The following is a 25,111-nucleotide window of genomic DNA, read 5'->3' as shown; positions in this document are numbered from 1 at the left end:
CCCCGGTATCCGGGCGTAACGCAGAGCATGCCCGCCCCGGCCCGCAATGACTCGTAGGTCGCGGAGTAACGTCGGGGGGTCGGGGCGGGCACCGGAATCAGACGGGAACCTGCGACACGCAGAACAGCGAAAGGCACGAGGTGACGGACTCTATGGCCGACATTGCACGCGTCGGAGTGGTGGGCTGTGGCCAGATGGGCGCGGGTATCGCGGAGGTGTGCGCCCGCAGCGGTCTTGAGGTCAAGGTGGCCGAGACCACCGGCGAGGCGCTGGAGATCGGCCGCACCCGGCTGCACAACTCCCTCTCGAAGGCCGCCGAACGCGGCAAGATCACTCCGGAGGAGCGCGACGAGACGCTGGCTCGTCTGAGCTTCACCACCGACCTCGGAGAGTTCGCCGACCGCGATCTCGTCATCGAGGCCGTCGTGGAGAACGAGCAGGTCAAGACCGAGATCTTCCAGGTGCTCGACCAGGTGGTGACCCGGCAGGACGCGATCCTCGCCTCGAACACCTCCTCCATTCCGCTGGTGAAGCTGGCCGTGGCGACCTCTCGCCCCGACCAGGTCATCGGCATCCACTTCTTCAACCCGGCCCCGGTGCAGAAGCTCGTCGAGCTGATTCCTGCGCTGACGACGTCCGACGAGACGGTGACGCGCGCCGAGGCCCTGGTGCAGGACGTGCTCGGCAAGCACCCGATCCGCGCCCAGGACCGCTCCGGCTTCGTCGTCAACGCGCTGCTGATTCCGTATCTTCTCTCCGCGATCCGGATGTTCGAATCGGGGATCGCCAGCCGTGAGGACATCGACAACGGCATGGAGCTCGGCTGCGCCCACCCGATGGGCCCGCTCAAGCTCTCCGACCTGATCGGTCTGGACACCGTGGCCTCGGTCGCCGACTCGATGTACGCGGAGTTCAAGGAGCCGCTGTACGCCGCTCCCCCGCTGCTCCAGCGGATGGTGGACGCGGGCCGGCTCGGCCGCAAGACGGGCTCGGGCTTCTACCCGTACGCCTGATCCGTCTCTCGTGCCCGCACGGGGCCGGCCGGGAAACCCCCGGCCGGCCCCTTTTCGCGGTTCCGGGAGCTTCATCCCGGCCTCGGTCCGGGGGTCTCATCCCAGCCGTAAGTGATGGAGCATCATCAGCCCGGCCACCATGCCCGCGGCCGGGACCTCGCCGCGGGCGATCATGTCGGGCACCAGCTTGAGCGGTATCCACTCGCGGCGCGAGGACTCGAAGTCGTCGCTGGGGTGGCCGGTCCAGATGGCCTCCTCGGACCAGTAGAGGTGGTGCCGGGCGTCGGTGAGGCCGTTCGACGGCTCCACGGTCAGCAGCGGACGCAGCGGTCCGGGGCGCCAGCCGGTCTCCTCCTCCATCTCCCGGGCGGCGGCCGCTGCGATGTCCTCACCGTCCTCGACGACGCCCGCGGCGATTTCCCAGCCCCAGCTGTCGGTGATGAACCGGTGCCGCCAGAGCAGCAGTACCTCGTTGGCCTCATTGACGACGGTGGCCGCCGCGACGGGGCGGAGCCGGATGAGGTAATGGTCGAGATGGCGGCCGTCGGGGATGAGCACATCCGCCAGATTGACCCGGAACCAGCGGTTCTCATACACGTTTTGCTCGTTCAGATTCGTCCACTGCACAGTTTTGCCACCTTCTGACAAGTAGGTGACAACATCGCAGCAGGAGCGGGATCGGAGGGGAACGCACCGGTACCCGCGGGTACGAACTCACAGCGGTACGCGCAACGCCCCGTCGATCAGTTCGGCGGCCCGCCCCGCGTCGGCGCAGCCGCTCGCGATCAGATCCTCGCGCACCGCACGCAGCCGGTCGCGCAGCCGTTGCGACTCCATGCCCCTGGCCTGCTCCGCCATCTCCACGGCCGTGGCCGCCGCCCGGTCCGCCTCGCCCTGACGCAGCTCGATATGGGTCAGCATGGCCAGCCGGTGCACCCGGCCCCGGTCGTGCGCCGGGGTCCGCACGGCCGTCACCGCGTGTTCCCTGGCCCCCGGCAGATCGCCGAGGCTGAGCAGGGCCTCGGCCACCTGCACATCGACCAGGCCCGGCTGGACGTACCCCGTCTCGTCCGGTTCATGGCCCGGCCGGATGCGTCCGGCCTCCGACTCGGCGCGCCGGATGCACTCCAGGGCGCTTGTGGCGTCGCCGATGTGGGCGTACGCCTTGGCCTGCATCGCGTACAGATCGGCGGCCAGCGCGGGAGTGATGTGCCGGCCGGCGGCCCGTAGTGCCGCCTGCGCGAAGGCCACCGACTGCCGGTAGTCGGCGAGGAACAGCGACTGGTTGACCAGCAGGGCGATCACATAGCCGCCGAGACCCCGGTCACCGCTCGCCTTGGCAAGCCGCAGGGCCTGGTGGAAGTAGCGCTGGGCGAGCCCGTGCGCGTCGGAGTCGTAGGCGCAGATGCCCGCGACCGCCACCAGCCCGCCCGTCGCCCGGTGCAGTTGGCGCCCCATCGCGTCGCTGTAGCCGCCGCGCAGCAGCGGGGCGGTCTCGGTGTTGAGGAAGCCGACGATGCGGGAACGGGTCGCGATTCCGCCTGCCCTGCGGTACATCAGTTCGTAGTGGGCACGGGCCGCGCGCAGGGTCATTATGTCGGCCACGCAGACCCGGGTCGTGCCTCTGCGGGAGACGTCGACGTCCTCCGGCGGGTTCTCCCACTCCCAGACGGGCATCACCGCAGTGGTGCCCGTGACGGCGGCCGAGGCGAGTATGTGCGGGCGCTGCTGGTCGTCGGAACGCCACAGCGCGGTGGCCCGCTCGACGAATCCGGTGAGCGTGGATCCGGTCACGGCCGCGCCGACGCCCGGGGTCGCCATGCCGATGTCGTCCAGCGAAAGAGACCTGTTCAGCCGGTTCCCGAGCACTTCACAGATCAGGTCCGGCACCTGGCCGCGCGGGCGCTGCCCCTTCAACCACCTTGCCACCGCGGTGTGTTCGTACCGCAGGCACAATCCGCGGGAACGGCCGGCCCGGTTGATGTGCGCGGCGAGGCCCGCCCGGGAGACGGCCGCCTCCTCGATCAGGGCCTCCAGCAGAATGTTGGGCTCCGTTGCCCCCATTTGCCCCTCCGGTGGTTCGGCACGCCGAGGCGTGTCGAACCAGTGGAGCACGATTCACACGGGGGTGTGAACGCAACGCCCGAACCGTCCCGCTGCGCGCTCTGTTGCGCCGGTGCGCGGATCGGTTGAATCAGTCGTCTCGCAAGAGGCGGCCGGGTCGTCTGCTCCCCCTCGTACAGTCGACGACCCGCACCCGCGCCGTCCGTTTCCGCCGACCTGCCCGACACTCCGTGGCGGCGCGGACGGTGCGGGGAACGCCCGCGAGCGGTTCTGTGCCGCTCGGCGAGCACAGGAGGGGCGTATCCGGTCAGCGGATACGCCCCTCTTTCATGATGTGTGCCGCATGAGGCGTTACGCGCCCCGCAGCACCGCGCCCGTCCGCTCGGCGGCCAGGGCCACCGCCGCGTCGCGGGCGGCCGTGGCCTCGTCCACGGTCAGCGTGCGGTCCGCCGCGCGGAAGCGCAGCGCGTACGCCAGGGACTTGCGGCCCGCACCGATCTGGTCGCCGGTGAAGACGTCGAACAGCCGCAGCGACTCGAGGAGTTCACCCGCACCCGCACGCAGCGCCTGCTCCACCTCGGCGGCGGGGACGCTCTCGGCGACGATCAGCGCGACGTCCTGGGTCGCCACCGGGAAGGCGGAGATCCGGGGCGCCCGGAGCGCGCCGTCGACGGCCTGCTCCAGGACATCGAGCTCGACCTCCATGGCGCAGGTGCGCTCCGGCAGGTGGAGCTCCTTGATGACGCGCGGGTGCAGCTCACCGGCGTGCCCGAAGAGGGTCTCCTCGCCGTTCACCGTGACGTACAGCGCGGCGCAGCGGCCCGGGTGCCACGGCGCGTGCTGGTCGCTCCGGACAATCACCTCGACGCCCGCTTCACGGGCGATCGTACGAGCGGCCTCGATGGAGTCCGCCCAGTCGGCCGGGCGGCCCTTGCCCCACCAGCCGGCCTGCTCGCGGGCGCCCGCGAGGACGACCGCGGCGCGGCGCGGCTGACGCGGCAGCGTGGCGTCGAGCCCCGCGATCTCCTCGTCGGTGGGACGGCGGTCGACGGGCAGCCGTACGGCCTTCGTCTCGCTGCCGGTCAGTGGGGTCTCCCCTGCTCGAACGAAGCTGAGAGTTTGGGGAATGAAGGCCAGGCCGGTCTCGAAGAGCGCGAGGTCGTGGCTGCCACGGCCGTCGTTGCGCCGCAGTGCGCCGAGCAGGCCCGGCAGCAGCGTGGTGCGCAGCGCCGGCTCCTCGTCGGAGAGCGGATTGACGAGCTCGACCGTACGGCGGCGGGCGTCGTCGGTGTCGATCCCGAGCTGGTCGAGCACGGCGTCGCCGATGAACGGGTAGTTCAGCGCCTCGACGTAGCCGGCTCCGGCGAGCGCCCGGCCGATCCTGCGGTGCAGCCGCTGGCGGTCGGTGAGCCCGCGGCCGGACGGCGGCGTCGGGAGGGTGGACGGGAGGTTCTCGTAACCCTCAAGACGGATGACCTCTTCGGCGAGGTCGTTCGGCTCGCTCAGGTCGGGCCGCCAGGACGGCACGGTGACGAGGAGCTCGTCCTGCCCGTAGACGTCGCAGCCGACCTGCTGGAGGCGGCGTACGACAGTCTCGCGGCCGTAGGCGACACCGGCCACCCGGTCGGGGTGGTCCGCGGGCATCGCGATGGTGCGGGGCGCGGACGGGGCGCTGACCTCGGTGACCCCGGCCTCGGCGGTGCCGCCGGCGAGCAGTACCAGCAGGTCGACGGTGCGTTGCGCGGCCGCGGCCGCGGCCTGCGGGTCGGCGCCGCGCTCGAAGCGCTTGGACGCCTCGGAGGACAGCTTGTGGCGGCGCGCGGTCCGGGCGATCGAGATCGCGTCGAAGTGCGCGGCCTCGATGACGACCTCGGTGGTGCTGTGCGCGTCTTCCTGGACGTCCGCGATCTCGGTGTTGGCTCCGCCCATGACGCCCGCGAGGCCGATCGGCCCGCGGTTGTCGGTGATGACCAGGTCCTCGGCGTCCAGGACGCGGACCGTGCCGTCGAGGGTGGTGAGCTTCTCGCCCTGCTGGGCGCGGCGCACCCCGATCGGCCCGTCGATGCGGGTGCGGTCGTAGGCGTGCAGCGGCTGGCCGAGCTCCAGCATCACGTAGTTGGTGATGTCGACGGCGAGCGAGATCGGGCGCATCCCGGCCTTCTGCAGCCTGCGCTGCAGCCAGATCGGGGAGCGTGCCTCGGGCTGCAGGCCGACGACGGTACGCGCGGTGAACCTGTCGCAGCCGATCGGGTCGGCGACCTTGACCGGGTAGCCGTACGCGTTCGGCGCGGGCACGTCGAGAAGGGCAGGGTCGCGCAGCGGCAGCCCGTACGCGATGGCGGTCTCGCGGGCGACACCACGCATGGACAGGCAGTAGCCGCGGTCCGGCGTGACGGCGATGTCGAGGACCTCGTCGACGAGCTGGAGCAGCTCGATCGCGTCGGTGCCGACCTCGTGCTCCGGCGGCAGCACGATGATGCCGTGCGTGCCGTCGTCGCCCATGCCGAGCTCGTCGGTGGAGCAGATCATGCCGTGCGAGGTCTTGCCGTACGTCTTGCGTGCGGCGATCGCGAAGTCGCCGGGCAGGACGGCGCCCGGGAGGACCACGACGACCTTGTCGCCGACGGAGAAGTTACGGGCTCCGCAGACGATCTCCTGCGGCTCGCCGGTGCCGTTGGCGTTGGCGACGTCGACCGTGCAGAAGCGGATGGGCTTCTTGAAGCCCTCCAGCTCCTCGATGGTCAGTACCTGTCCGACGACCAGCGGGCCCTTGAGGCCGGCACCGATCTGCTCGACGGTCTCGACCTCCAGACCCACGGCGACGAGCTTGGCCTGTACATCACGGCCGGTCTCCGTCGCCGGCAGGTCGACGTACTCCCGCAGCCAGGAAAGCGGGACGCGCATCAGATCTCCATCCCGAACGGCCGGGTGAACCGGACGTCACCCTCGACCATGTCTCGCATGTCTTCGACGTTGTGGCGGAACATCAGCATCCGTTCGATGCCGAACCCGAAGGCGAATCCGCTGTACTTCTTGGGGTCGACACCGCAGGCGATGAGCACCTTGGGGTTGACCATGCCGCAGCCGCCGAGCTCGATCCAGCCCTCGCTGCCGCAGGTGCGGCAGGGGCGGTCCGGGTTGCCCACGGAGGCACCGCGGCAGACGTAGCAGACCATGTCCATCTCGGCGGACGGCTCGGTGAACGGGAAGAAGTTGGGCCGGAGCCGGGTCTTCATGTCCGGGCCGAAGAGCGCCTGGACCATGTGGTCGAGGGTGCCCTTGAGGTCGGCCATGGTGAGGCCCTCGTCGACGGCGAGCAGCTCGATCTGGTGAAAGACCGGGGTGTGCGTCGCGTCGAGCTCATCGGTGCGGTAGACGCGGCCGGGGCAGACGACGTAGACGGGGGGCTCACGGTCGAGCAGGGTGCGGGCCTGTACCGGCGAGGTGTGCGTACGCAGCACGACACCGGACTCGTCGTTCTTGGCACCGTCGGCGCCCTGGACGAAGAAGGTGTCCTGCATCTGCCGGGCCGGGTGGTCGGGCACGAAGTTCAGGGCGTCGAAGTTGAACCACTCCGCCTCGACCTCGGGGCCCTCCGCGACCTCGTAGCCCATGGCCACGAAGACGTCCGCGACGCGCTCCATGAAGGTCGTCAGCGGGTGGCGGGCGCCGGCCGGGATGCGGTCGTAGGGCAGCGTGACATCCACCGCCTCCTCGACCAGCACGCGGGCGTCCCGCTCGGCCTCCAGCTCCGCCTGACGGGCGGCGAGGGCCTTGCTCACGGCGCCGCGGGCCTGGCCCACGCGCTTGCCCGCCTCGGCCTTGGCCTGCGGCGGCAGGGCGCCGATCTCCCGGTTGGCGAGCGACAGGGGCGAGGTACCACCGGTGTGCGCGGTCTTCGCCTGGGCGAGCGCGTCGAGGTCACCGGCGGCGGCGAAGGCGGCGAACGCCTCGTCCCGCATGCGCTCGATCTCTTCCGGTTTCAGTGCCTCGACCTCGACTGGGTCGTACGACTTGTTCGGTGCCGACATCTCTTCCCGTGCTTCCGATTGGCTGGTACTGCGCTTACCGGGGGATTCCCCCGGACCCCCATGGCCCCGCTCGACGACTGGAGGACGCAAAGGTGCCAAAGGTCGAGTCTAAGGGTCACAGGATGTGTGGGAGGCCCGTGGGCTGCTCAGACCAGGTAGGCCGGCGTGCTCACAGGCAGAATAAATCGGAATTCCGCGCCGCCACCGGGGCCGCGGCCGACCGTGATCGTGCCGCCGTGCGCCTCGACGATGCCCTTGACGATGTAGAGGCCCAGGCCCGTACCGCCTCGCTTGCTCCCCCGCCAGAAGCGGGTGAAGACACGGCTCATCGACTCCTCGGGGATGCCGGGGCCTTCGTCGCTCACGGTGACGGCCGTTCCCTTCTCGTCGCTCTTCGCGGGTGCGGGTGCGACTTCGATGGTGACGGTTCCCTCGCCGTGGCGCACCGCGTTTTCCAGCAGGTTGCCGAGCACCTGGTCGACCTTGTCCGGGTCGGCCCAGACCGCGGGCAGCGGCTGGCAGGTGCGGACGAGGAAGCGGTCGGGGGTCTGGCCGTTCGCGGTGAGGGCCTGGATGTGGCGTTCGACGGCGGCGGAGAGGTCCACGGGCTGCCGTCGCAGCTCCAGCCGGCCGGAGTCGATCCGGGAGATGTCGAGCAGTTCGGCGATGAGCCGGGTGACGCGGCCCGCGTCGGCGTCGACGGTCTCCAGCATCAGGCGCTTCTGGTCGTCGGTGAACCGTTCCCATTTGGCGAGGAGGGTCGCGGTGAAGCCCTTGACGGAGGTCAGCGGGGAGCGCAGCTCGTGGGCGACGATCGCGATCAGCTCGGCGTGGCTGCGTTCACTGCGGCGGCGGGCCTCGGTGCCACGCAGCGAGACCACCAGACGGCGTACGGGACCGGTCGGGTGCTCTCGTACATACCGTGCGGAGACCAGGACCTCGCGGCCGCCGGGCAGCAGCAGATTGCGCTCGGGCTGACCGACCCGGGTGGCGAGGCCGCCGTACGGATCGGTCAGCGCCCACCAGCGGCGGCCCTTGAGGTCCTCCAGCGGCAGCGCGTGTTCCAGGGGGCGGCCGAGAGCGGCGGTCCGGGGCACGGCGGTGATCCGGGCGGCCGCGGAGTTGAAGCAGATGACCCGGCCGGTCTCGTCGGCGATGACCAGGCCGTCGGGGAGGTCGTCGGGATCGACGGTCGCATCGACGGGTCCGAGGTCCGGTCCTTCGGCCGGTTCGCCCGCCGTGCCGGGGCCTTCACCGGCGCGCGCGACGGCCACGTGTGTCTCGCGCGGCCTGCTCATGCCGACAGCCATATCCCGTACCCCACCTCTCGAACCGGTGCAGTGGGCCCCCGAGTTCGTCACCCTACTAGTCGTCGGTGACGGAGCGACACCCTGCGGGGGCGCACTGCTGCGGTCCGCCGTTCGGCGGGGTACGGGGCGTGGCGTCGGTCAGACGGCGAACTCGACGCGGTCCCCGGCCGGCCGGGCCGCCCGTTCACGCCTCATGAGTGATCCGGAGGCGAACGATCCGGCGGCCGTGCAGGCCGCGATCACCATCAGGAGCAGGGCCGCACCCCACGAGGCGCCATTCGCCGCGCCGGTCATCGCGACGGCGCTGTAACGGAACGCCTCGGGGAACATTCCGGAGACCACGGCGCCGATGGGGGCGTACGGAATCGAGAGTGCGCCGATCCCGAGCCCCACCCCGAGGTAGACCAGTGCGGGTTTGCCGGTGTCGACGAGCCAGAAGGCCGGGAAGGCGACGGCCATCGTGATGAGGCCGCCGATGGCACAGACCGTCCAGACGCCGATCCGGTCGGCGATCCGCCCCGCCACGACGAGCAGCTGGCTGGATGTGCTGGTGCGGCGGGCCGGGGACTTCGGCACGGATCTGGCCGCCGATGTGCTGGGCGGTCTCGACGGCCCCGGAGTGTCGGCCACGGAGGCGGCACGTCTACTGGAAACCGTCACCGAGCATCTGCGCGGCAGCGGCTCCATCGCGGACACCGCGGCCGCGCTGTACTGCCACCGCAACACGGTCCAGCACCGCTTCGCCCGCTTCCACGAGCTGACCGGCCGCGACGTCCGCCGCCCCGACGACGCGGCACTGGTCGCGGTGGCCCTGCGGGCCAGGACCGCTGCCACGGATCAGGGCCTGTCCGGCGGATCTTCGCGGGCCCGCGACGCCTGGCACGGCACCTCGCCGCGTTGTCGGAGTCGTCCAGGTACGTCCAGCACGAGGACGATCCTTCGCCCTGCGATGCACCGCACCGGACGCCGCGGGCTGATCCGCGAAGATCCGCCGGACGGGCCCTAGCGGCGCGGGCGCTGGGCCCGTGCGGAGGCGTACAGGCAGACGGCCGCCGCCGTCGCCAGATTGAGGCTCTCCGCCCTGCCGTGGATCGGCACCCTCACGACGGCGTCGGCCAGCGCCCGGGTCTCCTCCGGCAGGCCCCAGGCCTCGTTGCCGAAGACCCAGGCGGTCGGCCCGCCCATGGTCCCCGCGTCGAGCTCGTCGTCGAGGTCGTCGTCGCCCGCTCCGTCGGCGGCGAGAATCCGTACGCCCGCGTCCCTCAGCCCCTGCACGGCCTGCTCCACCGGAACACCGACGGCGACCGGCAGATGGAAGAGCGAGCCGACCGAGGCCCTGACGGACTTGGGGTTGTAGAGGTCCACCGAGGCATCGGTGAGCACGACGGCGTCGGCACCCGCTGCGTCGGCGCAGCGCAGCACCGTACCGGCGTTCCCCGGGTCGCGTACGTGGGCGAGGACGGCGACCAGCTTCGGCTTCGCGGCGAGGATCGCGTCGAACGGCGAGTCGAGGAAGCGGCAGACACCGATGAGGCCCTGCGGGGTGACGGTCTGCGACACCTCGGCGAGCACATCGCCGTCCGCGAGGTGCACCCGGGCACCGGCGGCGTGGGCGGCGTCGACGATGTCGGCGTACCGCTCGGCCGCCTCGATGGTGGCGAACAGCTCGATCAGCGTCGCCACGCCGTCGCTGCCGCGGTGCCCGGCGGCCTCGCGCACGGCCTGCGGCCCCTCGGCGATGAACCTGCGCTCCTTGCCGCGGAAGTTGCGCTTGGCCAGCCGCCGGGCGGCTGTGACGCGCGGCGATCGCGGGGAGATCAGTTCGGGGGTGCCCATGGTCGGCGGCGAGCCTCTCTGCGTACGGAGGTGACGGACGTACGGAACATGTCGTGCAACGCACCGGACCCGCAGACGACGAGCGCCTGCGGGTCCGGCTCAGAAGACAGGAAGTGCGACCTGGATCAGGCGGCCTTCGGGGCGTTGACGTCGCTCGGGAGGGCCTTCTGGGCAACCTCGACGAGGGCGGCGAACGCGTTGGCGTCGTTGACCGCGAGGTCGGCCAGGATCTTGCGGTCCACCTCGATGTTGGCGGCCTTCAGACCCTGGATGAGGCGGTTGTACGTCATGCCGTTCTGCCGGGCAGCGGCGTTGATGCGCTGGATCCACAGCTGACGGAAGTCGCCCTTGCGCTTCTTGCGGTCGTTGTAGTTGTAGACCAGGGAGTGGGTGACCTGCTCCTTGGCCTTGCGGTACAGGCGCGAGCGCTGACCGCGGTAACCGCTGGCGGCCTCGAGGATTGCCCGGCGCTTCTTGTGGGCGTTGACTGCCCGCTTGACGCGTGCCACTTGTTAACTCCTTGTAGCGGGGCCGTGGTTGGACTCACACGGCCCGGAAACGAATTGGTCCCGGTGTGATCGAGGTCGCGCCCCCGGATTCACCGGGGGCCGAGCCTCACTTGCCGAGAAGCTTCTTGATCTTCTTGGCGTCGGCCGGAGCCACGACGACCGTGCCGGTCAGCGAGCGGGTCTTCTTGGACGACTTGTGCTCGAGCAGGTGGCGCTTGCCGGCCTTCTCACGGAGCACCTTGCCGGAGCCGGTGATCTTGAAGCGCTTGCTGGCACCGCTGTGCGTCTTGTTCTTCGGCATCGCGCCGTTCTCTCCTCGTCAGTGGCGCCCCTCGCGGTGCGGGCACCGGACAGCAGGGGCGTCAGATCTTGGTGGGAATTCCGGGGAGACCCGGGGCCGCCTGGATGGCGGCCCCCTGAGGTCACGCCTCGGAAGGTGTCTCGGCCGGAGCCTCGGACTGCGCTTCGGCAGCCTCGCCCGCAGCTTCGGCGTCGGGGGTGGAACCCTGACGCCCCGCCTTGCGGGCGGCCTGGGCCTCGCGGGCCTCGGCCATGGCTTCAGTCTTCTTCTTGTGCGGGCCCAGAACCATGATCATGTTCCGGCCGTCCTGCTTCGGGTTGGACTCGATGAAGCCGAGTTCCTCCACGTCCGAAGCGAGACGCTGGAGCAGTCGGAAGCCCAGCTCAGGACGGGACTGCTCACGACCACGGAACATGATCGTGATCTTGACCTTGTCGCCCTGCTTGAGGAACCGGACGACGTGACCCTTCTTGGTGTCATAGTCGTGCGGGTCGATCTTCGGCCGGAGCTTCATCTCCTTGATGACCGTGTGCGCCTGGTTCTTGCGCGCCTCACGGGCCTTCATGGCCGACTCGTACTTGAACTTCCCGTAGTCCATGAGCTTGCACACGGGCGGACGGGCGGTCGCCGCCACCTCGACCAGGTCGAGGTCGTACTCCTGTGCAAGTTCCAGGGCCTTGGCAAGCGGAACAATCCCGACCTGCTCGCCGCTGGGACCGACAAGTCGCACCTCGGGAACGCGAATCCGGTCGTTGATGCGGGGCTCGGCGCTGATGGATCCTCCTCGGTAGCACCACGCGGCCGCCTGGCGGACAGCCACGTAACGTCTGTTTCGTGAGACCAACCGCACCAGCACATCAAAAATGCCCCGGACGGGACACAGGCGGGGCTCCTGGAAAACCGGAACACCGCCGCGGTCAACCGCGGGGCGCATCGGGTGGCTCCATCGTCCGTACGGAACGATGGGCGCCACCTGACCGGTGACCTGCCGTCCCGGAGGATGGCCAGGTGGGAGATCGGAGCCTCCACTTGTGGGCCGAGCACATAGGTGCCCAGCCGGTCGTTACACAAGGTTAGCAGCTCCCCCGGGCGTGCGCGAACCAGCTCTCGCCCATCGCTCCCGCAGACAGGGCGGCACCGGAGTGGGCCTATCGTATGGCGCATGAGTGACGCGACCCCCACCACCGATTCCCCCGGCTTCGACGACATGGCCCGCGACATCGCGGAGGTGCCCGCGGTCGAGGTGATCGTGACGGTCGCGGTCAATCTGATGAGCGCCGCCGCCGTGAAGCTCGGGCTGACCGAGGACGGCGACGAGCACAAGGACCTCGACGAGGCCCGCAAACTGGTACATGCGCTCGCCGGTCTGCTGGACGCCAGCACCACCGAGATCAGCTCCTTCCACGCGGCTCCGCTGCGTGACGGCCTGAAGTCCCTGCAGCTGGCGTTCCGCGAGGCATCGCTCGTACCGGACGAGCCCGGCCAGGGCCCCGGCGAGAAGTACACCGGTCCCGTCTTCGGCTGAGCCCGCCCGCCTTCCCTTTCCTACGACTTCTGACGACCGTGAGCCCCCCTCCCCGTCCCGGGCAGGGGGGCTCACGTCGTCGCGCCGAAGCCGGACGGTGCCCATCAGCCGGGGGATCAGCGCGTGAACAGGGCCTCACCGGGCGTGGTCGCATCGGCCGGGAGCAGCGCCAGGTCCAGGCCGCGCACCAGGCGGGCGCGCAGGACGTCATCGGCCGCCAGCAGTTCCGCAACCCGGCGGGCCGCGTCGGCGGGGTCCGCATCGGGTGCGAGGACGAGGGCCAGGGTGCCATCGGCCCGGCCGGGGCCGAGGTGGGCGCGGAGCACCGCGGGCTCGGCGGCGACCGCGTTCCGTACGGCCGAGGTGACCGTGGGGTCGTCCAGCGGATCGGCGCTGGTGCGACCCTCGGCGAGGGCGAGCAGTGCGGAGCCGGTCAGCTCGAATGGGACCGGGCCGGCGAGATCGAGGACGACCGTGTCCGCCTTCTCGTGCGCGGCGGCCTGCAGCGCCTGATGCAGGGGTACGGCGACGGGGCGGGCCTGCGGATCCCAGCGGGCCAGTGAGGCGGTCGAGGTGAAGGCGGGCAGGGCGCGACGGTCCCCCGCCTGAAGGGTGGGGACGGCCATGTCACTGGTCTTCTCGCGACGCAGTCCGTTCTCGTCCTCCTCCACCTCCCCCAGGACGGCGACGACAGGCACCAGGAGCCGGGCTCCCTTGAGAGCTTCGAGTACCGGGCCGATGGCCTTCCGGTCCTCGGCCCAGGCGGCGAGTGCCGCGGTGAGGGCCGGGGCGGCCGTGCCGTCGTCGTCGGAGTAACCGGGGTCCGGAATGTTCTTCAGCGCCACAGGGCGAGCGTAGTGCCTGGGGTTTCTTACCCTGGCAACCGGGGGTTTCTTACTGGCAACTGGGGGTTTCTTACCCTGACAACAGGTCGGACCCAGCCTGTTCTCAGGTGCCGTTCCTAACGTCCGGGGCATGTCCCGAAACAGATTCCGCGGCTCCGCCCTGTCCGCATCCGTGACGGCCGTGCTTCTGCTGGCGGGTTCGGCCGCGGGTGGCATCTGTCTGGCCGGCCGGTCGTCGGATCACGCTCCCCGCGCCTCGGCGTCCGTATCGTCCGTACCGGCCGCCGGGAGCACTCCGGTCCCGGCAACGACGAGTGAGGAGCCGACGGTGGATCTCGACGCGGCGCTGGCCGCGGCGGTGGAGCCGCTGCTGACCGACGTGGGTGACGCGGAGGTGTCCGTCGCGGTGCTGGACACCGGGAGCGAGGCGCGGGCGGTCTACGGGGACGGGGCGTACGACACCGCCAGCATCGTCAAGGTCGACATACTCGCGGCGCTGCTGCTCAGGGCCCAGGACGAGAAGCGCGCGCTCACCGCCGGCGAGCACGGCCACGCGACCGCCATGATCGAGTGGAGCGACAATGCCTCCGCCACCGCGCTGCTACGGGCGATCGGCGGGGCGCAAGCACTCGACGCGGCCAATGAACGCCTGGGCCTGACCGGGACGACGGCGGCGCACGCATGGGGGCTGACCCAGACCACGGCGGCGGATCAACTGGCTTTGCTGCAAGCGGTGTTCGGTACGGAGTCGGAGCTGAGCGAGGGTTCCCGTACGTATCTGCAGGGGCTGATGGGGCGGGTCGCGGCCGACCAGCAGTGGGGGGTGTCGGCGGCGGGCAGCAGTTGGGCCCTGAAGAACGGCTGGATGCCCCGGACGACGACCGGGCTGTGGGACATCAACAGCATCGGGCGGGTGAGGGCGGAGGGCCGCACCTATCTGGTGGCGGTGCTCTCGGGCGGGCAGCGGACGAAGGAGACGGGGATCGCGCTCGTGGAGTCGGTGGCGAAGGCGGCGGTGGGCGTGCTCGACGCCGCCCGGTGAGCGCGGCCTGAGCGTTGCTGGAGCTGCGTTCAGCGCCGTACGGTGGCCGGTCTGTTGCCCCTGCCTCTCCACAGCACCACGGCCAGTGCCAGCAGGACCGCTCCGAGGCCGCCCGCGACGGGGGCGAGCCAGCCTGCGGGGCTGCTGTCATGGTGCTCGGGGGTGGGGCCGGGGCCGAAGTACCGCTTTCGGTATCCGGCCTCGGCGGAGTCGGCACGCAGGCCGGCGGGCCGGAGCGTGGCTCCGGCCTTGATCGCCGCGGCGGGGTCGACGATGCCGTACCCGCGGGCGTCGTCACGGCCGGACGCCGGGGCGCTGCGGGCCGTGTCCGTGAGCAGTTGCTTGATCTGGGCGGGCGTCAGTCCCGGATGTGCGGCGCGGACCAACGCGACCGCGCCCGAGACGAACGCGGAGGCGGCGGAGGTGCCCCACTCCACGTAGTACTGATGGTCGGGGGCGGCGACGACTATGTCGACTCCGGGGGCGCTGACGGTGGCGTACCAGCGGCGGGTGGAGAACGCGGCATGTGTGCCGTACCGGTCGACGGCGGCGACCGCGATCACGCCGGGGTACGCGGCGGGGTACGAGATGTGGTCGCCCTTCTCGCCTCCGTTGCCCGACGAGGCGACGACGACGGCCCCCTTCTTCAGCGCGTACTGGATGGCGGCGTCCTCGCCCGATTCGGGGTGCGCCGACTCGCTGTCGTCGCCGAGCGAGAGGTTGATGACGTCGGCGCCGTGGTCGGCGGCCCAGCGGATGCCGTCGGCGAGGGCCGTGCCGCGGGACTCCCGGGCCTTGGCACGGGCCGGATCGGAGGCTTCGAGGATCACCCGGACCGGGAGGATCTTCGCCTCGGGCGCGATGCCCATCACTCCGTCGCCGCGTCCTGCACCATGACCGTGACCTGCGATGATCCCAGCCATCGCGGTGCCGTGCCGGGCCCAGGACCGATCGCCGCGGCCGGCACCGAAGCCGATCATGTCCTTGCCGGGCAGCACCTGGCCCGCCAGGTCGGGGAGGCTGCCGTCGACCCCGGTGTCGACGACGGCGACGGTGATCCCCCCGCCCTTGGTGGTTCGCCATGCCTGATCGGTGTGGAGCGCCTGAAGGCCCCACTGCTGGTCCCGGATGGCATCGGCCCTGGCCGGCGCCGCGGGCAGGAGCGCGAACGCGGTGGCGGCGCAGACCGCACCCAGGGCGCGGCGGTGGCGGCGGGTGCGGCGGCTCATTCCGGCTTCTCCGTGAGGTCGGTGATGGTCCGGCGCAGGCCGCGCTCGATCCGGTCGGCGATTCCCTCCGCCTCGTGGCCGAGCCCGGCCTGGGCGGCGGCCGTGGTGGCGTTCGCGGCCATCGCCTTGTCGACGGGTTGCGGATCGGTGACCGTACGCCCGTCGGCGAACCCGGAGACGGCGAACACGACGACGGGTACCTCGGTCAGTACATGGATGGTCCAGCTGGCGCGCTGCCGGTCGCCGAACCCGGCGGCGACCGTTCCCTTGACGGGGTACGTACGGGGCATCAGGTCGGTGCGCCGGTCGAGGTGCTGGTCGGTGAAGCGGCTGCTCAGCGCTCTCATGGCCTCGGTGTCGACCTCGGTGAAGATCACCCCGACCGTGGTGACACTGCTGCTGGTGGCGTCGGTGTAGGTGGCGCGGAGCATGCGCTCGCATCCGACCGGGCCGAGTGTCCTGGCCAGCAGCGGGTCCAGGGCCGACGTACAGCTGCTGTCCGGGGCGACGCCGACCCGGGTCCAGACCCGGTCGGCACCGCCGGGCCCCGCTCCGTCGCCATTGAGCGTGCGCGGGAAGAGAGTGTCCACGGGGACGCTGTGCCAGGCCGAGCGGCCCACGGTGTAGGCGCTGTGGGCGGCGGGGTCGGCCGAGGAGTCCCTGGTGAGCCAGGCGCCGGTGGCCGCGCCGCCGATCAGTCCGAGCCCGAGCACGACGCAGGTGGCGGCGGTCGCGGTCCTGACAGGGTGGCGGGTACGGATGGGGCGCAGCCGGGTGGTGGTCTCCACGGGTGTCTCGGGGAGCGGATGGCGGTACGGGTGCGGCTGCGGGTACGCGTGCGGGACGTGCACCTGCCCGGGCGGTGGCGGGGTCGCTCCTGGACGCGGGGTGAGGTCCACGGCGCCGACGGGCCGTCGACGGGTCGCGGCGGGCGGCTGCTCGGGGCGGGGCGGGGCGGTGGCGGGCGCGGGCGCGGCGGGCACGGGAGCGGCGGGTACGGGTCGGAGCCGCGCTGTGGTCTCCACGGGCGGGACTTCACAGGCGTGCGTCGGCTGAGGGGGCGCGACCGGCTTCGGGTCCGGCTCCTGCCGCTGAGGTACGGGCATCGGTACCGGGGCGGCCGATCCCACTGGCGCCGCTGGGCCGGGCATCGGCGCCGGTACTGCGGGCGGTGGCGTCTTCGGGCGGGGCGGAACGGGCACGCTCGCGGAGGCCGCGGAAGGGGCCTGCGCGGGCACCGGTGGTGGGGTCGTGGGGCGGGGCGGGACAGGAGCACGCTGCGCCTCGGTACTCATCCGCCCCCCTGGTCCTGTTCCGTACCGCGCGCGGATCGACGTCACAGGCAGGCCCGTTGGTAGCCGCGTGCCCGTCACTCTACGGGGTGGAACGGCCCCGGTGGGAGCGGGACGCCCTGCCCCTGGGCGATCTGCACAGATCATCCCCTACCCAGCGGTACGGCCGTCTGGCAAGCTGCGGCCATGACTGCGCGTGCCGCTGACCGGACCCGCTACGACCGGGCCACCGCCCATCTGGACGCCCCGATCGCCATCGTCGATCTGGATGCGTTCGATGCAAATGCCGACGACCTCGTCCGCCGGGCCGCAGGGAAGCCGATCCGGGTGGCGAGCAAGTCGGTGCGCTGTCGGGCCCTGCTGGAGCGGGTGCTCGCGCGGCCCGGGTTCGCCGGGATCATGTCGTTCACACTGGCCGAGTCGCTGTGGCTGGCGCGGGCCGGTTTCGACGACGTACTGCTGGCCTATCCGTCAGCCGACCGGTCCGCCTTCGCGGAGCTGGCCGCCGATCCGAAGCTGGCCGCTGCCGTGACGGTGATGGTGGACGATCACGCACAGCTGGAGCTGATCGACGCGGCACGGGCCGGTGGCCGCGAGGAGATCCGGGTCTGTCTGGAGCTGGACACCTCACTGCAACTGCTCGGCGGACGGGTCAGGATCGGCGCCCTGCGTTCACCGCTGCGCTCCCCCGCCCAACTGGCCGAATTGGCAAGCTCGGTGGCGCGCAGGCCCGGCTTCCGGCTGGTGGGTCTGATGGCGTACGAGGGTCATATCGCCGGGGTCGGGGATTCGGTCGCGGGACGGCCGCTGCGCTCCAGGGCGATCCGGCTGATGCAGGCCGCGGGCCGCAAGGAGCTGGCCGCCCGGCGGGCCGAGGTCGTACGGGCGGTACGGGCGGTGGCGCCGGACCTGGAGTTCGTGAACGGCGGCGGCACTGGCAGTGTGCAGCACACCGCGGCGGAGCGCGCGGTGACCGAGATCGCGGCCGGATCGGGGCTCTACGTACCGCGGCTGTTCGACAACTACACGTCGTTCACGGCGCGTCCGGCGGCACTGTTCGCCCAGCCGGTGGTGCGCCGGCCGGGTGTGGGTGTGGTGACGGTCCTCGGTGGCGGCTATCCGGCGTCCGGGCCCGCGGGTGGGGACCGGCTGCCCGTCCCGTATCTGCCGGTGGGACTGCGCTACGACCCGCAGGAGGGGCCGGGCGAGGTGCAGACCCCGCTGCTCGGCGCCCCGGCCGACGATCTGCTGATCGGCGACAAGGTGTGGTTCCGGCACGCGAAGGCCGGTGAACTGTGCGAACGCTTCGACGAGTTGCAGCTGATCGAGGGTGACCGGGTGACGGCGACCGTGCCGACGTACCGCGGCGAGGGCCGTACGTTCCTCTGAGCTCAGGGAGCCACGGAGCTGCCCACGCCGCCGCTCGTCCCGCTGTCGCCTATCGGCCGGATCGCCTCGGTGATGGCGCCCATGAGGGAGAGCGGCACGACGATCAGTGATTCGCTGCCGACCGTCCCGCCGTCGGGAATCGGCAGCGTGATGCCGTTGAGCTGGTGACGAGGACCTTGGGGTCGCCTCCGGCCGGTGACCCGCTCGGCGACGGGGAGTTCTGGTCCGCGGTGGGGAGCGGCGCGGAACTGCTCGGCCCGGCCTTCGGCTGCGTACCGCCGTCGCCCCCAGGCGATCGGGCGGCTGTGCGCGGTCCATCCCGTACCGTCCCACCACCGCTCGGTGCCCGATGTCGCGGCGTCCGGCGTTACTCATCCCACCACTCCAGGGTTCCGCCGCCGACGGGATCCCCACGAGCCCCTGTTGGCGGTGGAACTCTAGAGCGGTGTGACGTACGCCCCGGAGATACCGCCGTCGACGAGGAAGTCGGTGGCGTTGACGAACGAGGAGTCGTCGCTCGCGAGGAAGGCGACGGCTGCCGCGATCTCCGTGGCTTCGGCGAACCGCCCGACCGGGATGTGCACGAGCCTGCGGGCCGCGCGTTCCGGGTCCTTGGCGAACAGCTCCTGGAGAAGCGGGGTGTTGACCGGTCCCGGGCACAGCGCGTTGACCCGGATGCCTTCGCGGGCGAACTGCACACCGAGTTCGCGGGACATGGCGAGGACGCCGCCCTTGGACGCGGTGTAGGAGATCTGGCTGGTGGCCGCTCCCAGGATCGCGACGAAGGACGCGGTGTTGATGATCGAGCCCCGACGCTGGCGGCGCATGTAGGGCAGGGCGGCCTTGCAGCAGAGGTAGACGGAGGTGAGGTTGACGTCCTGGACGCGCTTCCATGCCTCCAGTCCCGTGGTGAGGATGGAGTCGTCGTCGGGCGGGGAGATGCCCGCGTTGTTGAAGGCGATGTCGACGGAGCCGTAGGTGTCGAACGCGGTCTTGAAGAGCGCCTCGACCTGTTCGGGGTCTGTGACGTCGACGCGCACGAACGTGCCGCCGACTTCCTCGGCCGCGGCCTTGCCCGCGTTCTCGTCGATGTCGCCGCAGACGACACTGGCGCCCTCCGACGCCAGCCGGCGTGCGGCGGCGAGGCCGATGCCGCTGGCGGCTCCGGTGATGACGGCGGTGCGGCCGACCAGGCGGCGGCAGATGTTCTCGCTGTCGGTGGTGGTCATACTGGCTCAGGCCTCCGTGCTGATGAAGACGTTCTTGGTTTCGGTGAATGCGGCAAGCGCGTCGGGGCCGAGTTCGCGGCCGAGTCCGGACTGTTTGTAGCCGCCGAACGGGGTCCAGTAGCGGACGCTGGAGTGGGAGTTGACGGAGAGGTTCCCGGCCCGGACCGACTGCGAGACGCGCAGTGCGCGGCCCACGTCGCGGGTCCAGATCGACCCGGCGAGACCGTACTCCGTCGCGTTGGCGAGCCGGACGGCGTCGGCCTCGTCCTCGAAGGGAAGAACGACGGCGACCGGCCCGAACACCTCTTCGGTGGCGACGGGTGAGTCCGGGCGGGCGCCGGTGAGGACGGTCGGCGGGAACCAGAAGCCGGGCCCTTCGGGTGCTTTGCCGCTGAGGGCGGTCGCGTCCTCGGGGACGTAACTGCGCACCCGTTCCAGTTGCGCCCGGGAGATCAGCGGGCCCATCCGGGTGTTCTCGTCGGACGGGTCGCCCACCACGACCGATTCGATTGCGGGTGCGAGCAATTCCAGGAAGCGATCGTACGCGGATCGCTGGACCAGGATGCGGGTACGGGCGCAGCAGTCCTGGCCGGCGTTGTCCAGGAACGCCATGGGTGCGGCGGCTGCGGCGGCCTCGATGTCGGCGTCGGCGAAGACGATGTTGGGGCTCTTGCCGCCGAGTTCGAGGGTGAGCCGCTTCACGCGGTCGGCGCACTTGGCCATGATCTGCTTGCCGACCCGGGTGGAGCCGGTGAAGACGATCTTGGCGACGCCGGGATGCTCGACCAGGGCGTTTCCGGTCACATCGCCCGCGCCCGGCAGGACCTGGAGGAGGTGGTCGGGAAGCCCTGCGTCCAGGGCGAGCCGGGCCAGCCGCAGGGCGGTGAGCGGGGTCGTCTCGGCGGGCTTGAGGAGTACGGCGTTGCCGGCGGCGAGGGCGGGGGCGAGGCCCCAGGCGGCGATCGGCATGGGGAAGTTCCACGGTGCGATCACGCCGATGACGCCGAGGGGTTCGAGGAGGGTGATATCGAGTCCGCCGGGGACCGGGATCTGTCGGCCGGCGAGTCGTTCCACTCCCCCGGCGGCGTAGTCGAGCAGATCGCGAACGTTGGCCGCTTCCCAGCGGGCGTTGCCGAGGGTGTGGCCGGCCTCCTGGACCTCCAGACGGGCCAGCTGTTCGGCTTCGCCGTCGACGGCGGTGGCGAAGCGGCGCAGCAGCCTGGCGCGGTCGGCGGGGGCGAGGGCGGCCCAGATGCGCTGGGCGGCTGCGGCCCGGACGACTGCCGCGTCGACTTCGGCGGCGGTGGTGGACGGGACGGTGGCGAGGAGTTCTTCCGTCGCCGGGTTGAGTACGTGGTGTTCCACCGGGTGGTCGGGCGTGGTCACGGGGTGCCTCACAGGCGTTCGAAGGAGCGGCGGAGCTCCCAGTCGGTCACTGCGGCGTCGAAGGCTTCGAGTTCGACGCGGGCCATGTTGCGGTAGTGCTCGACGACGTCGTCGCCGAAGGCCGCCCTGGCGATCTCGCTCCTCTCCCAGAGTTCGGCGGCCTCGCGCAGCGTGGTGGGGACGTGGTCGTAGTCGGCGGTGTAGGCGTTGGTCCCGCACGGCTCGGGGAGTTCGAGGCCCTTCTCGATGCCGTGGATGCCCGCTGCGATCAGTCCGGCGACGGCGAGGTACGGGTTGACGTCACCGCCGGGCAGCCGGTTCTCGAATCGCATCGAGCGGCCGTGGCCGACGACACGGAGCGAGCAGGTGCGGTTGTCGTGGCCCCAGGCGACGGCGGTCGGGGCGAAGGAGCCCGGCTGGAAGCGCTTGTAGGAGTTGATGTTCGGTGCGTAGAGGAGGGAGAAATCGCGCAGGGCGGCCAGCTGTCCGGCGAGGAAGTGGCGCATCACCGGTGACATGCCGCCGCCCTTGCCCGCCATGACGCTGTGCCCGGCCTCGTCGGTGGACCGGAGTGAGAGGTGGATGTGGCAGGAGTTGCCCTCGCGCTCGTTGAACTTGGCCATGAAGGTGAGTGCGACGCCCTCCTGGGCGGCGATCTCCTTGGCGCCGGTCTTGTAGACGGCGTGCTGGTCACAGGTGACCAGGGCCTCGTCGTAACGGAACACGATCTCGTGCTGGCCGGGGTTGCACTCGCCCTTCGCGGACTCGACAGTGAGACCCGCGGCGGCCATTTCGTTGCGGATACGGCGCAGCAGCGGCTCTACGCGGCCGGTGCCGAGGACGGAGTAGTCGACGTTGTACTGGTTGGCCGGGGTCAGATCGCGGTAGTTGCGGTCCCAGGCCTGTTCGTAGGTGTCCTTGAAGACGATGAATTCGAGCTCGGTGCCGACATGGGCCGTGTAGCCGTGCTCGGCCAGGCGTTCCAGCTGGTGGCTCAGGATCCGGCGGGGCGCGGCGGCGACGGGCGATCCGTCCTCCTGGGTGAGGTCGGCCATGACCATGGCCGTGCCCTCGTTCCAGGGCACCAGGCGCAGGGTGGAGAGGTCGGCGTGCATGGCGAAGTCGCCGTAGCCGCGCTCCCAGGAGGACATCTCGAATCCGTCGACGGTGTTCATGTCGGTGTCGACGGCGAGCAGATAGTTGCAGGCCTCGGTGCCGTGCTCCACGACCTCGTCGAGGAAGAAGTGGGCAGCGAACCGTTTGCCCTGCAGCCGTCCCTGCATGTCGGGGAAGGCGAGGACGACGGTGTCGATCTCACCGCTTGTGACGAGGACGCGCAGCTCCTCGATCCCCAGCGGTGGTGTTCGGTCTGCCACGGGATACTCCTCCTTCGGTCAGCCGGAAGGCTTAAGGTATGCGAGAGAACCATTAATTGTGAAGGGGAACGGGACGTGGCCGAGGAATGCGAGTTCACCGACCGTCCGATGCCCGTACTGCGGCCCGTCCGGGCTGGGAACGGCTTCGAGGAGGCGCTGGAGCAGATCCTCCAGGTGGTCAGGCTCGGGCTGGTGCCGGGCGGCGGGCGACTGCCGGCCGAGCGCGAGCTGGCCGAGCTGCTGGGGATCAGCCGGGTCACGCTGCGCGAGGTGCTGAAGGTCCTGCAGGACCAGGGCCTGGTGGAGAGCAGGCGTGGGCGGTACGGCGGTACGTTCGTGCTGTCCCGCACCGGCAGCCCCGGCGAGGACGAGCTGCGCCGGAAGGTGGAGTCGGTCGACATCGAGGACATGCTGCGCTTCCGCGAGGTGCTGGAGGCCGGGGCGGCCGGACTGTGCGCCACGCAGGGGCTGACGGACGAGGGGGCGGACCGGCTGCGTACGGCTCTGGCGGCAACTCACGAAGCACCTCTGCCCGACTACCGCAGGCGCGACACCCTGTTCCATCTGACCCTGGCGGAACTCTCCGGCTCCGCATCCCTGGCAGCGCAGTACGCGGCCGTCCGGGCCACCGTGAACGACCTGCTGGACTGCATACCGCTGCTCGTGCGGAACCTGGAACATTCGCAGCATCAGCACGCGAGTCTCGTCGAGGCGGTTCTCGACGGGGACGCGGAGGCTGCGCGCGCGGTGATGCGCGAGCACTGTGCGGGTACGGCCGCGCTGTTGCGCGGATTCCTGACCTGAGCGACGTGCCACCGATTCCGCTCCGGTGACAGCCTCCGGAAACGTAAAGGTATTCTCTGCCACCATTGACATCATGGAACCGAGCCCGCCCGCGCAGGCGGCCGACCGGAGGGACCCCCCGTGTCCGAACCTCTCATCGGCGTCTCCACCTATCTGGAGCCCGTGACCCGCTGGGGTGTCTGGGAGCTGCCCGCCACCCTCCTCCCGGCCGCCTACCCGCGGATGGTCCAGCAGTCCGGCGGCCTGGCCGCCCTGCTCCCGCCGGACGCCCCCGCCCGGGCCGGGGCCGCGGTGGCCCGGCTGGACGGCCTCGTTGTCGCGGGCGGCGCCGATGTGGAACCCGGACTGTACGGCGCGGAGCGCGACTTCAGGACCGGCCCCCCCGCACAGGAACGCGATGCCTGGGAGCTGGCCCTGATCAGGGCCGCACTGGAGTCCGGTACCCCACTGCTCGGCATCTGCCGCGGCATGCAGCTGCTCAATGTGGCACTCGGCGGCACCCTGACCCAGCATCTCGACGGGCACACCGGCCCGCTGGGCGCGGCCGGAGTCCTCGGCGCACACCCGGTGAAAGCCGTACCGGGAACGCTCTGCGCATCGATCGTGCCGGGGGAGTCGGCCGTCCCCACCTACCACCACCAGTGCGTGCAGCGGCTCGCACCGGGACTCGTGGCTTCGGCGCACGCGGTGGACGGCACGGTCGAGGCGATCGAACTACCGGGACCGCAGTGGGTGCTCGGGGTGCAGTGGCATCCGGAGATGGGCGACGACCCACGGCTGATGCAGGCACTGGTGGCGGCATCGACGGCCGGGCTGATCCCGGCCCGTACGCCGTCCGAGGACCTCGCACCGCCGCGGACCACGGGGGCCCGCGAGCGCTTGCGGCGTTAGCGGGTGTCGGCGGCCTCGGGGGAGCCGCAGCCTTGAAGGAGCCGTCAGCAGGACGAACCGGCGCGGGCCGGACACGATATTCCCCGCTACGTGTCCCGCCCCGTCAGCGACAGCAGATCGCGCGCCGGACCCGTCGGACGGTGGCCCGAGGGCCATACCGCGCGCAGCTGGCGCCTCAGCCGCACCCCTGCGATCGGAATCTTGACGAGGCGCCTGGAGGACAGCTCCTCGCCCAGCGCCAGTTCGCTCAGCACGCACGGCCCCGCCCCGCTCTCCGCCGCTCCCTTCACCGCGGTCGTCGAGGAGAGTTCGAGCAGTGGCTGGGCGAGACCGCCGTGCACGGCGAGGGCCGCGTCCAGGACCTGACGGGTGCCGGAGCCGTGCTCGCGCAGGATCAGCGGGGTCGCGGCCAGTTCCTGCGGGGTCAGGGACGCACGCCGGCGGGCCCACGCATGGGACGGGGCGACCACGACAACCAGGCGGTCATGGGCGATGACCGTGCCGTCGAGCCCTTCCGGCACGGACAGGCCCTCCACGAATCCGAGGTCGGCCTCGCCGACGAGCAGCCGCCCCGCGACCGCCGCCGAGTTTCCGGCGAGCAGCGAGACCGCGGTGTCCGGCCGTTCGGCACGCAGCGCTATCAGCCAGCCCGGCAGCAGGTATTCAGCGATGGTCATGGAAGCGGCCACCCGCAGTCGGGAGTCCCGCCGGTCGCGCAGCGCCTGCGCGCCCGCGTCGAATGCCTCGGCCGCCTCGACGATCCTGCGCGCCCAGTCGGTGACCAGCGCGCCCGCGTCGGTGAGCCGGGAGCCGCGCGGTGAACGGTCCAGCAGAGCCAGGCCGAGCTGCCGTTCCATCGACCGGATGCGGCTGCTGGCCGCGGGCTGGCTGACGCCGACCTCCCGGGCCGCGCGCCCTAGACTGCCGTGCCGGGCGACGGCGAGCAGCAGCTCCAGCGCACCGAGGTCGGGGACCCGGTGGGAGAGGGAAAAATGTTCTTCACCGGTCATAAAGCCACCTTATGACCTCATAGACACGG

24 protein-coding genes and 1 pseudogene are annotated in these 25,111 nt (G+C 71.0%); 7 read left to right on the top strand and 18 right to left on the bottom strand.

Annotated features, from left to right (window positions below; all coding sequences use genetic code 11):
• The first annotated feature begins 152 nt into the window (after positions 1-152).
• Positions 153-1,013, top strand: coding sequence for a 3-hydroxybutyryl-CoA dehydrogenase (locus tag OG953_RS34485; protein ID WP_405689154.1), 861 nt, complete (start codon positions 153-155; stop codon positions 1,011-1,013).
• A 96-nt stretch (positions 1,014-1,109) separates the two neighbouring features.
• Here OG953_RS34485 and OG953_RS34480 read toward each other — a convergent pair whose 3' ends face one another.
• The 6 genes from OG953_RS34480 to OG953_RS34455 all read right to left on the bottom strand — a co-directional run bounded on the left by OG953_RS34480 (position 1,110) and on the right by OG953_RS34455 (position 8,877).
• Positions 1,110-1,640 carry an NUDIX domain-containing protein gene (locus tag OG953_RS34480; RefSeq protein ID WP_405689153.1) on the bottom strand — a complete coding sequence of 177 codons (531 nt, stop codon included), beginning with the start codon at positions 1,638-1,640 and terminating at the stop codon, positions 1,110-1,112.
• A gap of 87 nt (positions 1,641-1,727) precedes the next feature.
• Positions 1,728-3,077 (bottom strand): transcriptional regulator, encoded by a 1,350-nt coding sequence (locus OG953_RS34475; RefSeq protein ID WP_405689152.1) that lies wholly within the window; start codon positions 3,075-3,077, stop codon positions 1,728-1,730.
• Positions 3,078-3,428: 351 nt separating this feature from the next.
• A complete protein-coding gene (gene pheT, locus OG953_RS34470; protein ID WP_405689151.1) occupies positions 3,429-5,981 on the bottom strand; it encodes a phenylalanine--tRNA ligase subunit beta in 2,553 nt (850 codons plus the stop codon).
• Complete coding sequence (gene pheS / locus OG953_RS34465) at positions 5,981-7,108, bottom strand: phenylalanine--tRNA ligase subunit alpha (protein WP_405689150.1); 1,128 nt, start codon at positions 7,106-7,108, stop codon at positions 5,981-5,983. The genes pheT and pheS overlap by 1 nt, the downstream gene beginning before the upstream one ends.
• A gap of 146 nt (positions 7,109-7,254) precedes the next feature.
• Positions 7,255-8,418 carry an ATP-binding protein gene (locus OG953_RS34460; protein ID WP_405689149.1) on the bottom strand — a complete coding sequence of 388 codons (1,164 nt, stop codon included), beginning with the start codon at positions 8,416-8,418 and terminating at the stop codon, positions 7,255-7,257.
• 138 nt (positions 8,419-8,556) lie between these two features.
• On the bottom strand, positions 8,557-8,877 hold the full coding sequence (locus OG953_RS34455) for a hypothetical protein (RefSeq protein WP_405689148.1): 321 nt from the start codon (positions 8,875-8,877) through the stop codon (positions 8,557-8,559).
• 16 nt (positions 8,878-8,893) lie between these two features.
• Here OG953_RS34455 and OG953_RS34450 point away from each other — a divergent pair, with 16 nt between their 5' ends.
• A complete protein-coding gene (locus tag OG953_RS34450; protein WP_405689146.1) occupies positions 8,894-9,424 on the top strand; it encodes a helix-turn-helix domain-containing protein in 531 nt (176 codons plus the stop codon).
• Here OG953_RS34450 and OG953_RS34445 read toward each other — a convergent pair.
• The 4 genes from OG953_RS34445 to infC form a co-directional block, all read right to left on the bottom strand.
• Positions 9,421-10,254: a TrmH family RNA methyltransferase gene (locus OG953_RS34445; protein ID WP_405689145.1), complete on the bottom strand. Its 834-nt coding sequence runs from the start codon at positions 10,252-10,254 to the stop codon at positions 9,421-9,423. The genes OG953_RS34450 and OG953_RS34445 overlap by 4 nt on opposite strands.
• A 125-nt stretch (positions 10,255-10,379) precedes the next feature.
• Complete coding sequence (gene rplT / locus OG953_RS34440; protein ID WP_405689144.1) at positions 10,380-10,763, bottom strand: 50S ribosomal protein L20; 384 nt, start codon at positions 10,761-10,763, stop codon at positions 10,380-10,382.
• Between the two features lie 106 nt (positions 10,764-10,869).
• Entirely contained in the window at positions 10,870-11,064 is a 195-nt protein-coding gene (gene rpmI / locus OG953_RS34435; RefSeq protein WP_030918579.1) for a 50S ribosomal protein L35, read from the bottom strand.
• Between the two features lie 121 nt (positions 11,065-11,185).
• Entirely contained in the window at positions 11,186-11,884 is a 699-nt protein-coding gene (gene infC, locus OG953_RS34430; protein ID WP_405689143.1) for a translation initiation factor IF-3, read from the bottom strand.
• Positions 11,885-12,226: 342 nt separating this feature from the next.
• Here infC and OG953_RS34425 point away from each other — a divergent pair, with 342 nt between their 5' ends.
• Positions 12,227-12,589 carry a DUF1844 domain-containing protein gene (locus OG953_RS34425; RefSeq protein ID WP_093896122.1) on the top strand — a complete coding sequence of 121 codons (363 nt, stop codon included), beginning with the start codon at positions 12,227-12,229 and terminating at the stop codon, positions 12,587-12,589.
• A 116-nt stretch (positions 12,590-12,705) separates the two neighbouring features.
• Here the strand turns inward: OG953_RS34425 and OG953_RS34420 are convergent, their stop codons facing one another.
• Positions 12,706-13,434, bottom strand: coding sequence for an SseB family protein (locus OG953_RS34420; protein WP_405689142.1), 729 nt, complete (start codon positions 13,432-13,434; stop codon positions 12,706-12,708).
• Between the two features lie 130 nt (positions 13,435-13,564).
• Here OG953_RS34420 and OG953_RS34415 point away from each other — a divergent pair, with 130 nt between their 5' ends.
• Positions 13,565-14,476, top strand: coding sequence for a serine hydrolase (locus tag OG953_RS34415; protein WP_405689141.1), 912 nt, complete (start codon positions 13,565-13,567; stop codon positions 14,474-14,476).
• A gap of 29 nt (positions 14,477-14,505) precedes the next feature.
• Here OG953_RS34415 and mycP read toward each other — a convergent pair whose 3' ends face one another.
• Complete coding sequence (gene mycP / locus OG953_RS34410) at positions 14,506-15,705, bottom strand: type VII secretion-associated serine protease mycosin (protein WP_405689140.1); 1,200 nt, start codon at positions 15,703-15,705, stop codon at positions 14,506-14,508.
• Positions 15,702-16,604, bottom strand: coding sequence for a hypothetical protein (locus OG953_RS34405; protein WP_405692227.1), 903 nt, complete (start codon positions 16,602-16,604; stop codon positions 15,702-15,704). The genes mycP and OG953_RS34405 overlap by 4 nt, the downstream gene beginning before the upstream one ends.
• Positions 16,605-17,183: 579 nt before the next feature.
• Between OG953_RS34405 and OG953_RS34400 the strand changes: the two genes are divergently transcribed.
• The gene (locus OG953_RS34400) at positions 17,184-18,386 is read left to right on the top strand and encodes an amino acid deaminase/aldolase (protein WP_405689138.1); all 1,203 of its coding nucleotides are present in this window, start codon (positions 17,184-17,186) and stop codon (positions 18,384-18,386) included.
• A 2-nt stretch (positions 18,387-18,388) separates the two neighbouring features.
• Here OG953_RS34400 and OG953_RS34395 read toward each other — a convergent pair.
• From OG953_RS34395 to OG953_RS34380, 4 genes and pseudogenes are all read right to left on the bottom strand, one after another.
• Positions 18,389-18,742: pseudogene (locus OG953_RS34395) on the bottom strand (DUF2510 domain-containing protein); the annotation flags it as partial.
• An 81-nt stretch (positions 18,743-18,823) separates the two neighbouring features.
• Positions 18,824-19,615: a 3-oxoacyl-ACP reductase gene (locus OG953_RS34390; RefSeq protein WP_405689137.1), complete on the bottom strand. Its 792-nt coding sequence runs from the start codon at positions 19,613-19,615 to the stop codon at positions 18,824-18,826.
• Positions 19,616-19,621: 6 nt separating this feature from the next.
• The gene (locus OG953_RS34385; protein WP_405689136.1) at positions 19,622-21,001 is read right to left on the bottom strand and encodes an aldehyde dehydrogenase family protein; all 1,380 of its coding nucleotides are present in this window, start codon (positions 20,999-21,001) and stop codon (positions 19,622-19,624) included.
• Positions 21,002-21,009: 8 nt separating this feature from the next.
• The gene (locus OG953_RS34380; RefSeq protein ID WP_405689135.1) at positions 21,010-22,377 is read right to left on the bottom strand and encodes a glutamine synthetase family protein; all 1,368 of its coding nucleotides are present in this window, start codon (positions 22,375-22,377) and stop codon (positions 21,010-21,012) included.
• Between the two features lie 108 nt (positions 22,378-22,485).
• On the opposite strand from OG953_RS34380, the gene OG953_RS34375 reads away from it, so the two are divergent.
• Positions 22,486-23,181: a FadR/GntR family transcriptional regulator gene (locus OG953_RS34375; protein ID WP_405692224.1), complete on the top strand. Its 696-nt coding sequence runs from the start codon at positions 22,486-22,488 to the stop codon at positions 23,179-23,181.
• A gap of 120 nt (positions 23,182-23,301) precedes the next feature.
• Positions 23,302-24,072 (top strand): gamma-glutamyl-gamma-aminobutyrate hydrolase family protein, encoded by a 771-nt coding sequence (locus OG953_RS34370; RefSeq protein ID WP_405689133.1) that lies wholly within the window; start codon positions 23,302-23,304, stop codon positions 24,070-24,072.
• An 86-nt stretch (positions 24,073-24,158) separates the two neighbouring features.
• Here OG953_RS34370 and OG953_RS34365 read toward each other — a convergent pair whose 3' ends face one another.
• Positions 24,159-25,082, bottom strand: a complete 924-nt coding sequence (locus OG953_RS34365) for a LysR family transcriptional regulator (RefSeq protein WP_405689132.1) — start codon at positions 25,080-25,082, stop codon at positions 24,159-24,161.
• Positions 25,083-25,111 lie beyond the last annotated feature (29 nt).

This window comes from Streptomyces sp. NBC_00057, assembly GCF_045041165.1.
Taxonomy (GTDB): domain Bacteria; phylum Actinomycetota; class Actinomycetes; order Streptomycetales; family Streptomycetaceae; genus Streptomyces.
The sequence above is the reverse complement of the archived record's forward strand: the minus strand, read 5'-3'. Positions and strand labels throughout refer to the sequence as shown.

What these genes read in the sequence shown, in the direction of transcription:
- OG953_RS34375 (WP_405692224.1), top strand. Translation starts at nt 22,486, where the DNA reads ATGCCCGTACTGCGGCCCGTCCGGGCTGGGAACGGCTTCGAGGAGGCG.
- OG953_RS34460 (WP_405689149.1), bottom strand. Translation starts at nt 8,418, where the DNA reads ATGGCTGTCGGCATGAGCAGGCCGCGCGAGACACACGTGGCCGTCGCG.
- rpmI (WP_030918579.1), bottom strand. Translation starts at nt 11,064, where the DNA reads ATGCCGAAGAACAAGACGCACAGCGGTGCCAGCAAGCGCTTCAAGATC.
- OG953_RS34455 (WP_405689148.1), bottom strand. Translation starts at nt 8,877, where the DNA reads ATGGCCGTCGCCTTCCCGGCCTTCTGGCTCGTCGACACCGGCAAACCC.
- OG953_RS34400 (WP_405689138.1), top strand. Translation starts at nt 17,184, where the DNA reads ATGACTGCGCGTGCCGCTGACCGGACCCGCTACGACCGGGCCACCGCC.
- OG953_RS34390 (WP_405689137.1), bottom strand. Translation starts at nt 19,615, where the DNA reads ATGACCACCACCGACAGCGAGAACATCTGCCGCCGCCTGGTCGGCCGC.
- OG953_RS34445 (WP_405689145.1), bottom strand. Translation starts at nt 10,254, where the DNA reads ATGGGCACCCCCGAACTGATCTCCCCGCGATCGCCGCGCGTCACAGCC.
- pheS (WP_405689150.1), bottom strand. Translation starts at nt 7,108, where the DNA reads ATGTCGGCACCGAACAAGTCGTACGACCCAGTCGAGGTCGAGGCACTG.
- OG953_RS34425 (WP_093896122.1), top strand. Translation starts at nt 12,227, where the DNA reads ATGAGTGACGCGACCCCCACCACCGATTCCCCCGGCTTCGACGACATG.
- OG953_RS34450 (WP_405689146.1), top strand. Translation starts at nt 8,894, where the DNA reads ATGGCACAGACCGTCCAGACGCCGATCCGGTCGGCGATCCGCCCCGCC.
- mycP (WP_405689140.1), bottom strand. Translation starts at nt 15,705, where the DNA reads ATGAGCCGCCGCACCCGCCGCCACCGCCGCGCCCTGGGTGCGGTCTGC.
- OG953_RS34475 (WP_405689152.1), bottom strand. Translation starts at nt 3,077, where the DNA reads ATGGGGGCAACGGAGCCCAACATTCTGCTGGAGGCCCTGATCGAGGAG.
- OG953_RS34365 (WP_405689132.1), bottom strand. Translation starts at nt 25,082, where the DNA reads ATGACCGGTGAAGAACATTTTTCCCTCTCCCACCGGGTCCCCGACCTC.
- OG953_RS34415 (WP_405689141.1), top strand. Translation starts at nt 13,565, where the DNA reads ATGTCCCGAAACAGATTCCGCGGCTCCGCCCTGTCCGCATCCGTGACG.
- pheT (WP_405689151.1), bottom strand. Translation starts at nt 5,981, where the DNA reads ATGCGCGTCCCGCTTTCCTGGCTGCGGGAGTACGTCGACCTGCCGGCG.
- OG953_RS34485 (WP_405689154.1), top strand. Translation starts at nt 153, where the DNA reads ATGGCCGACATTGCACGCGTCGGAGTGGTGGGCTGTGGCCAGATGGGC.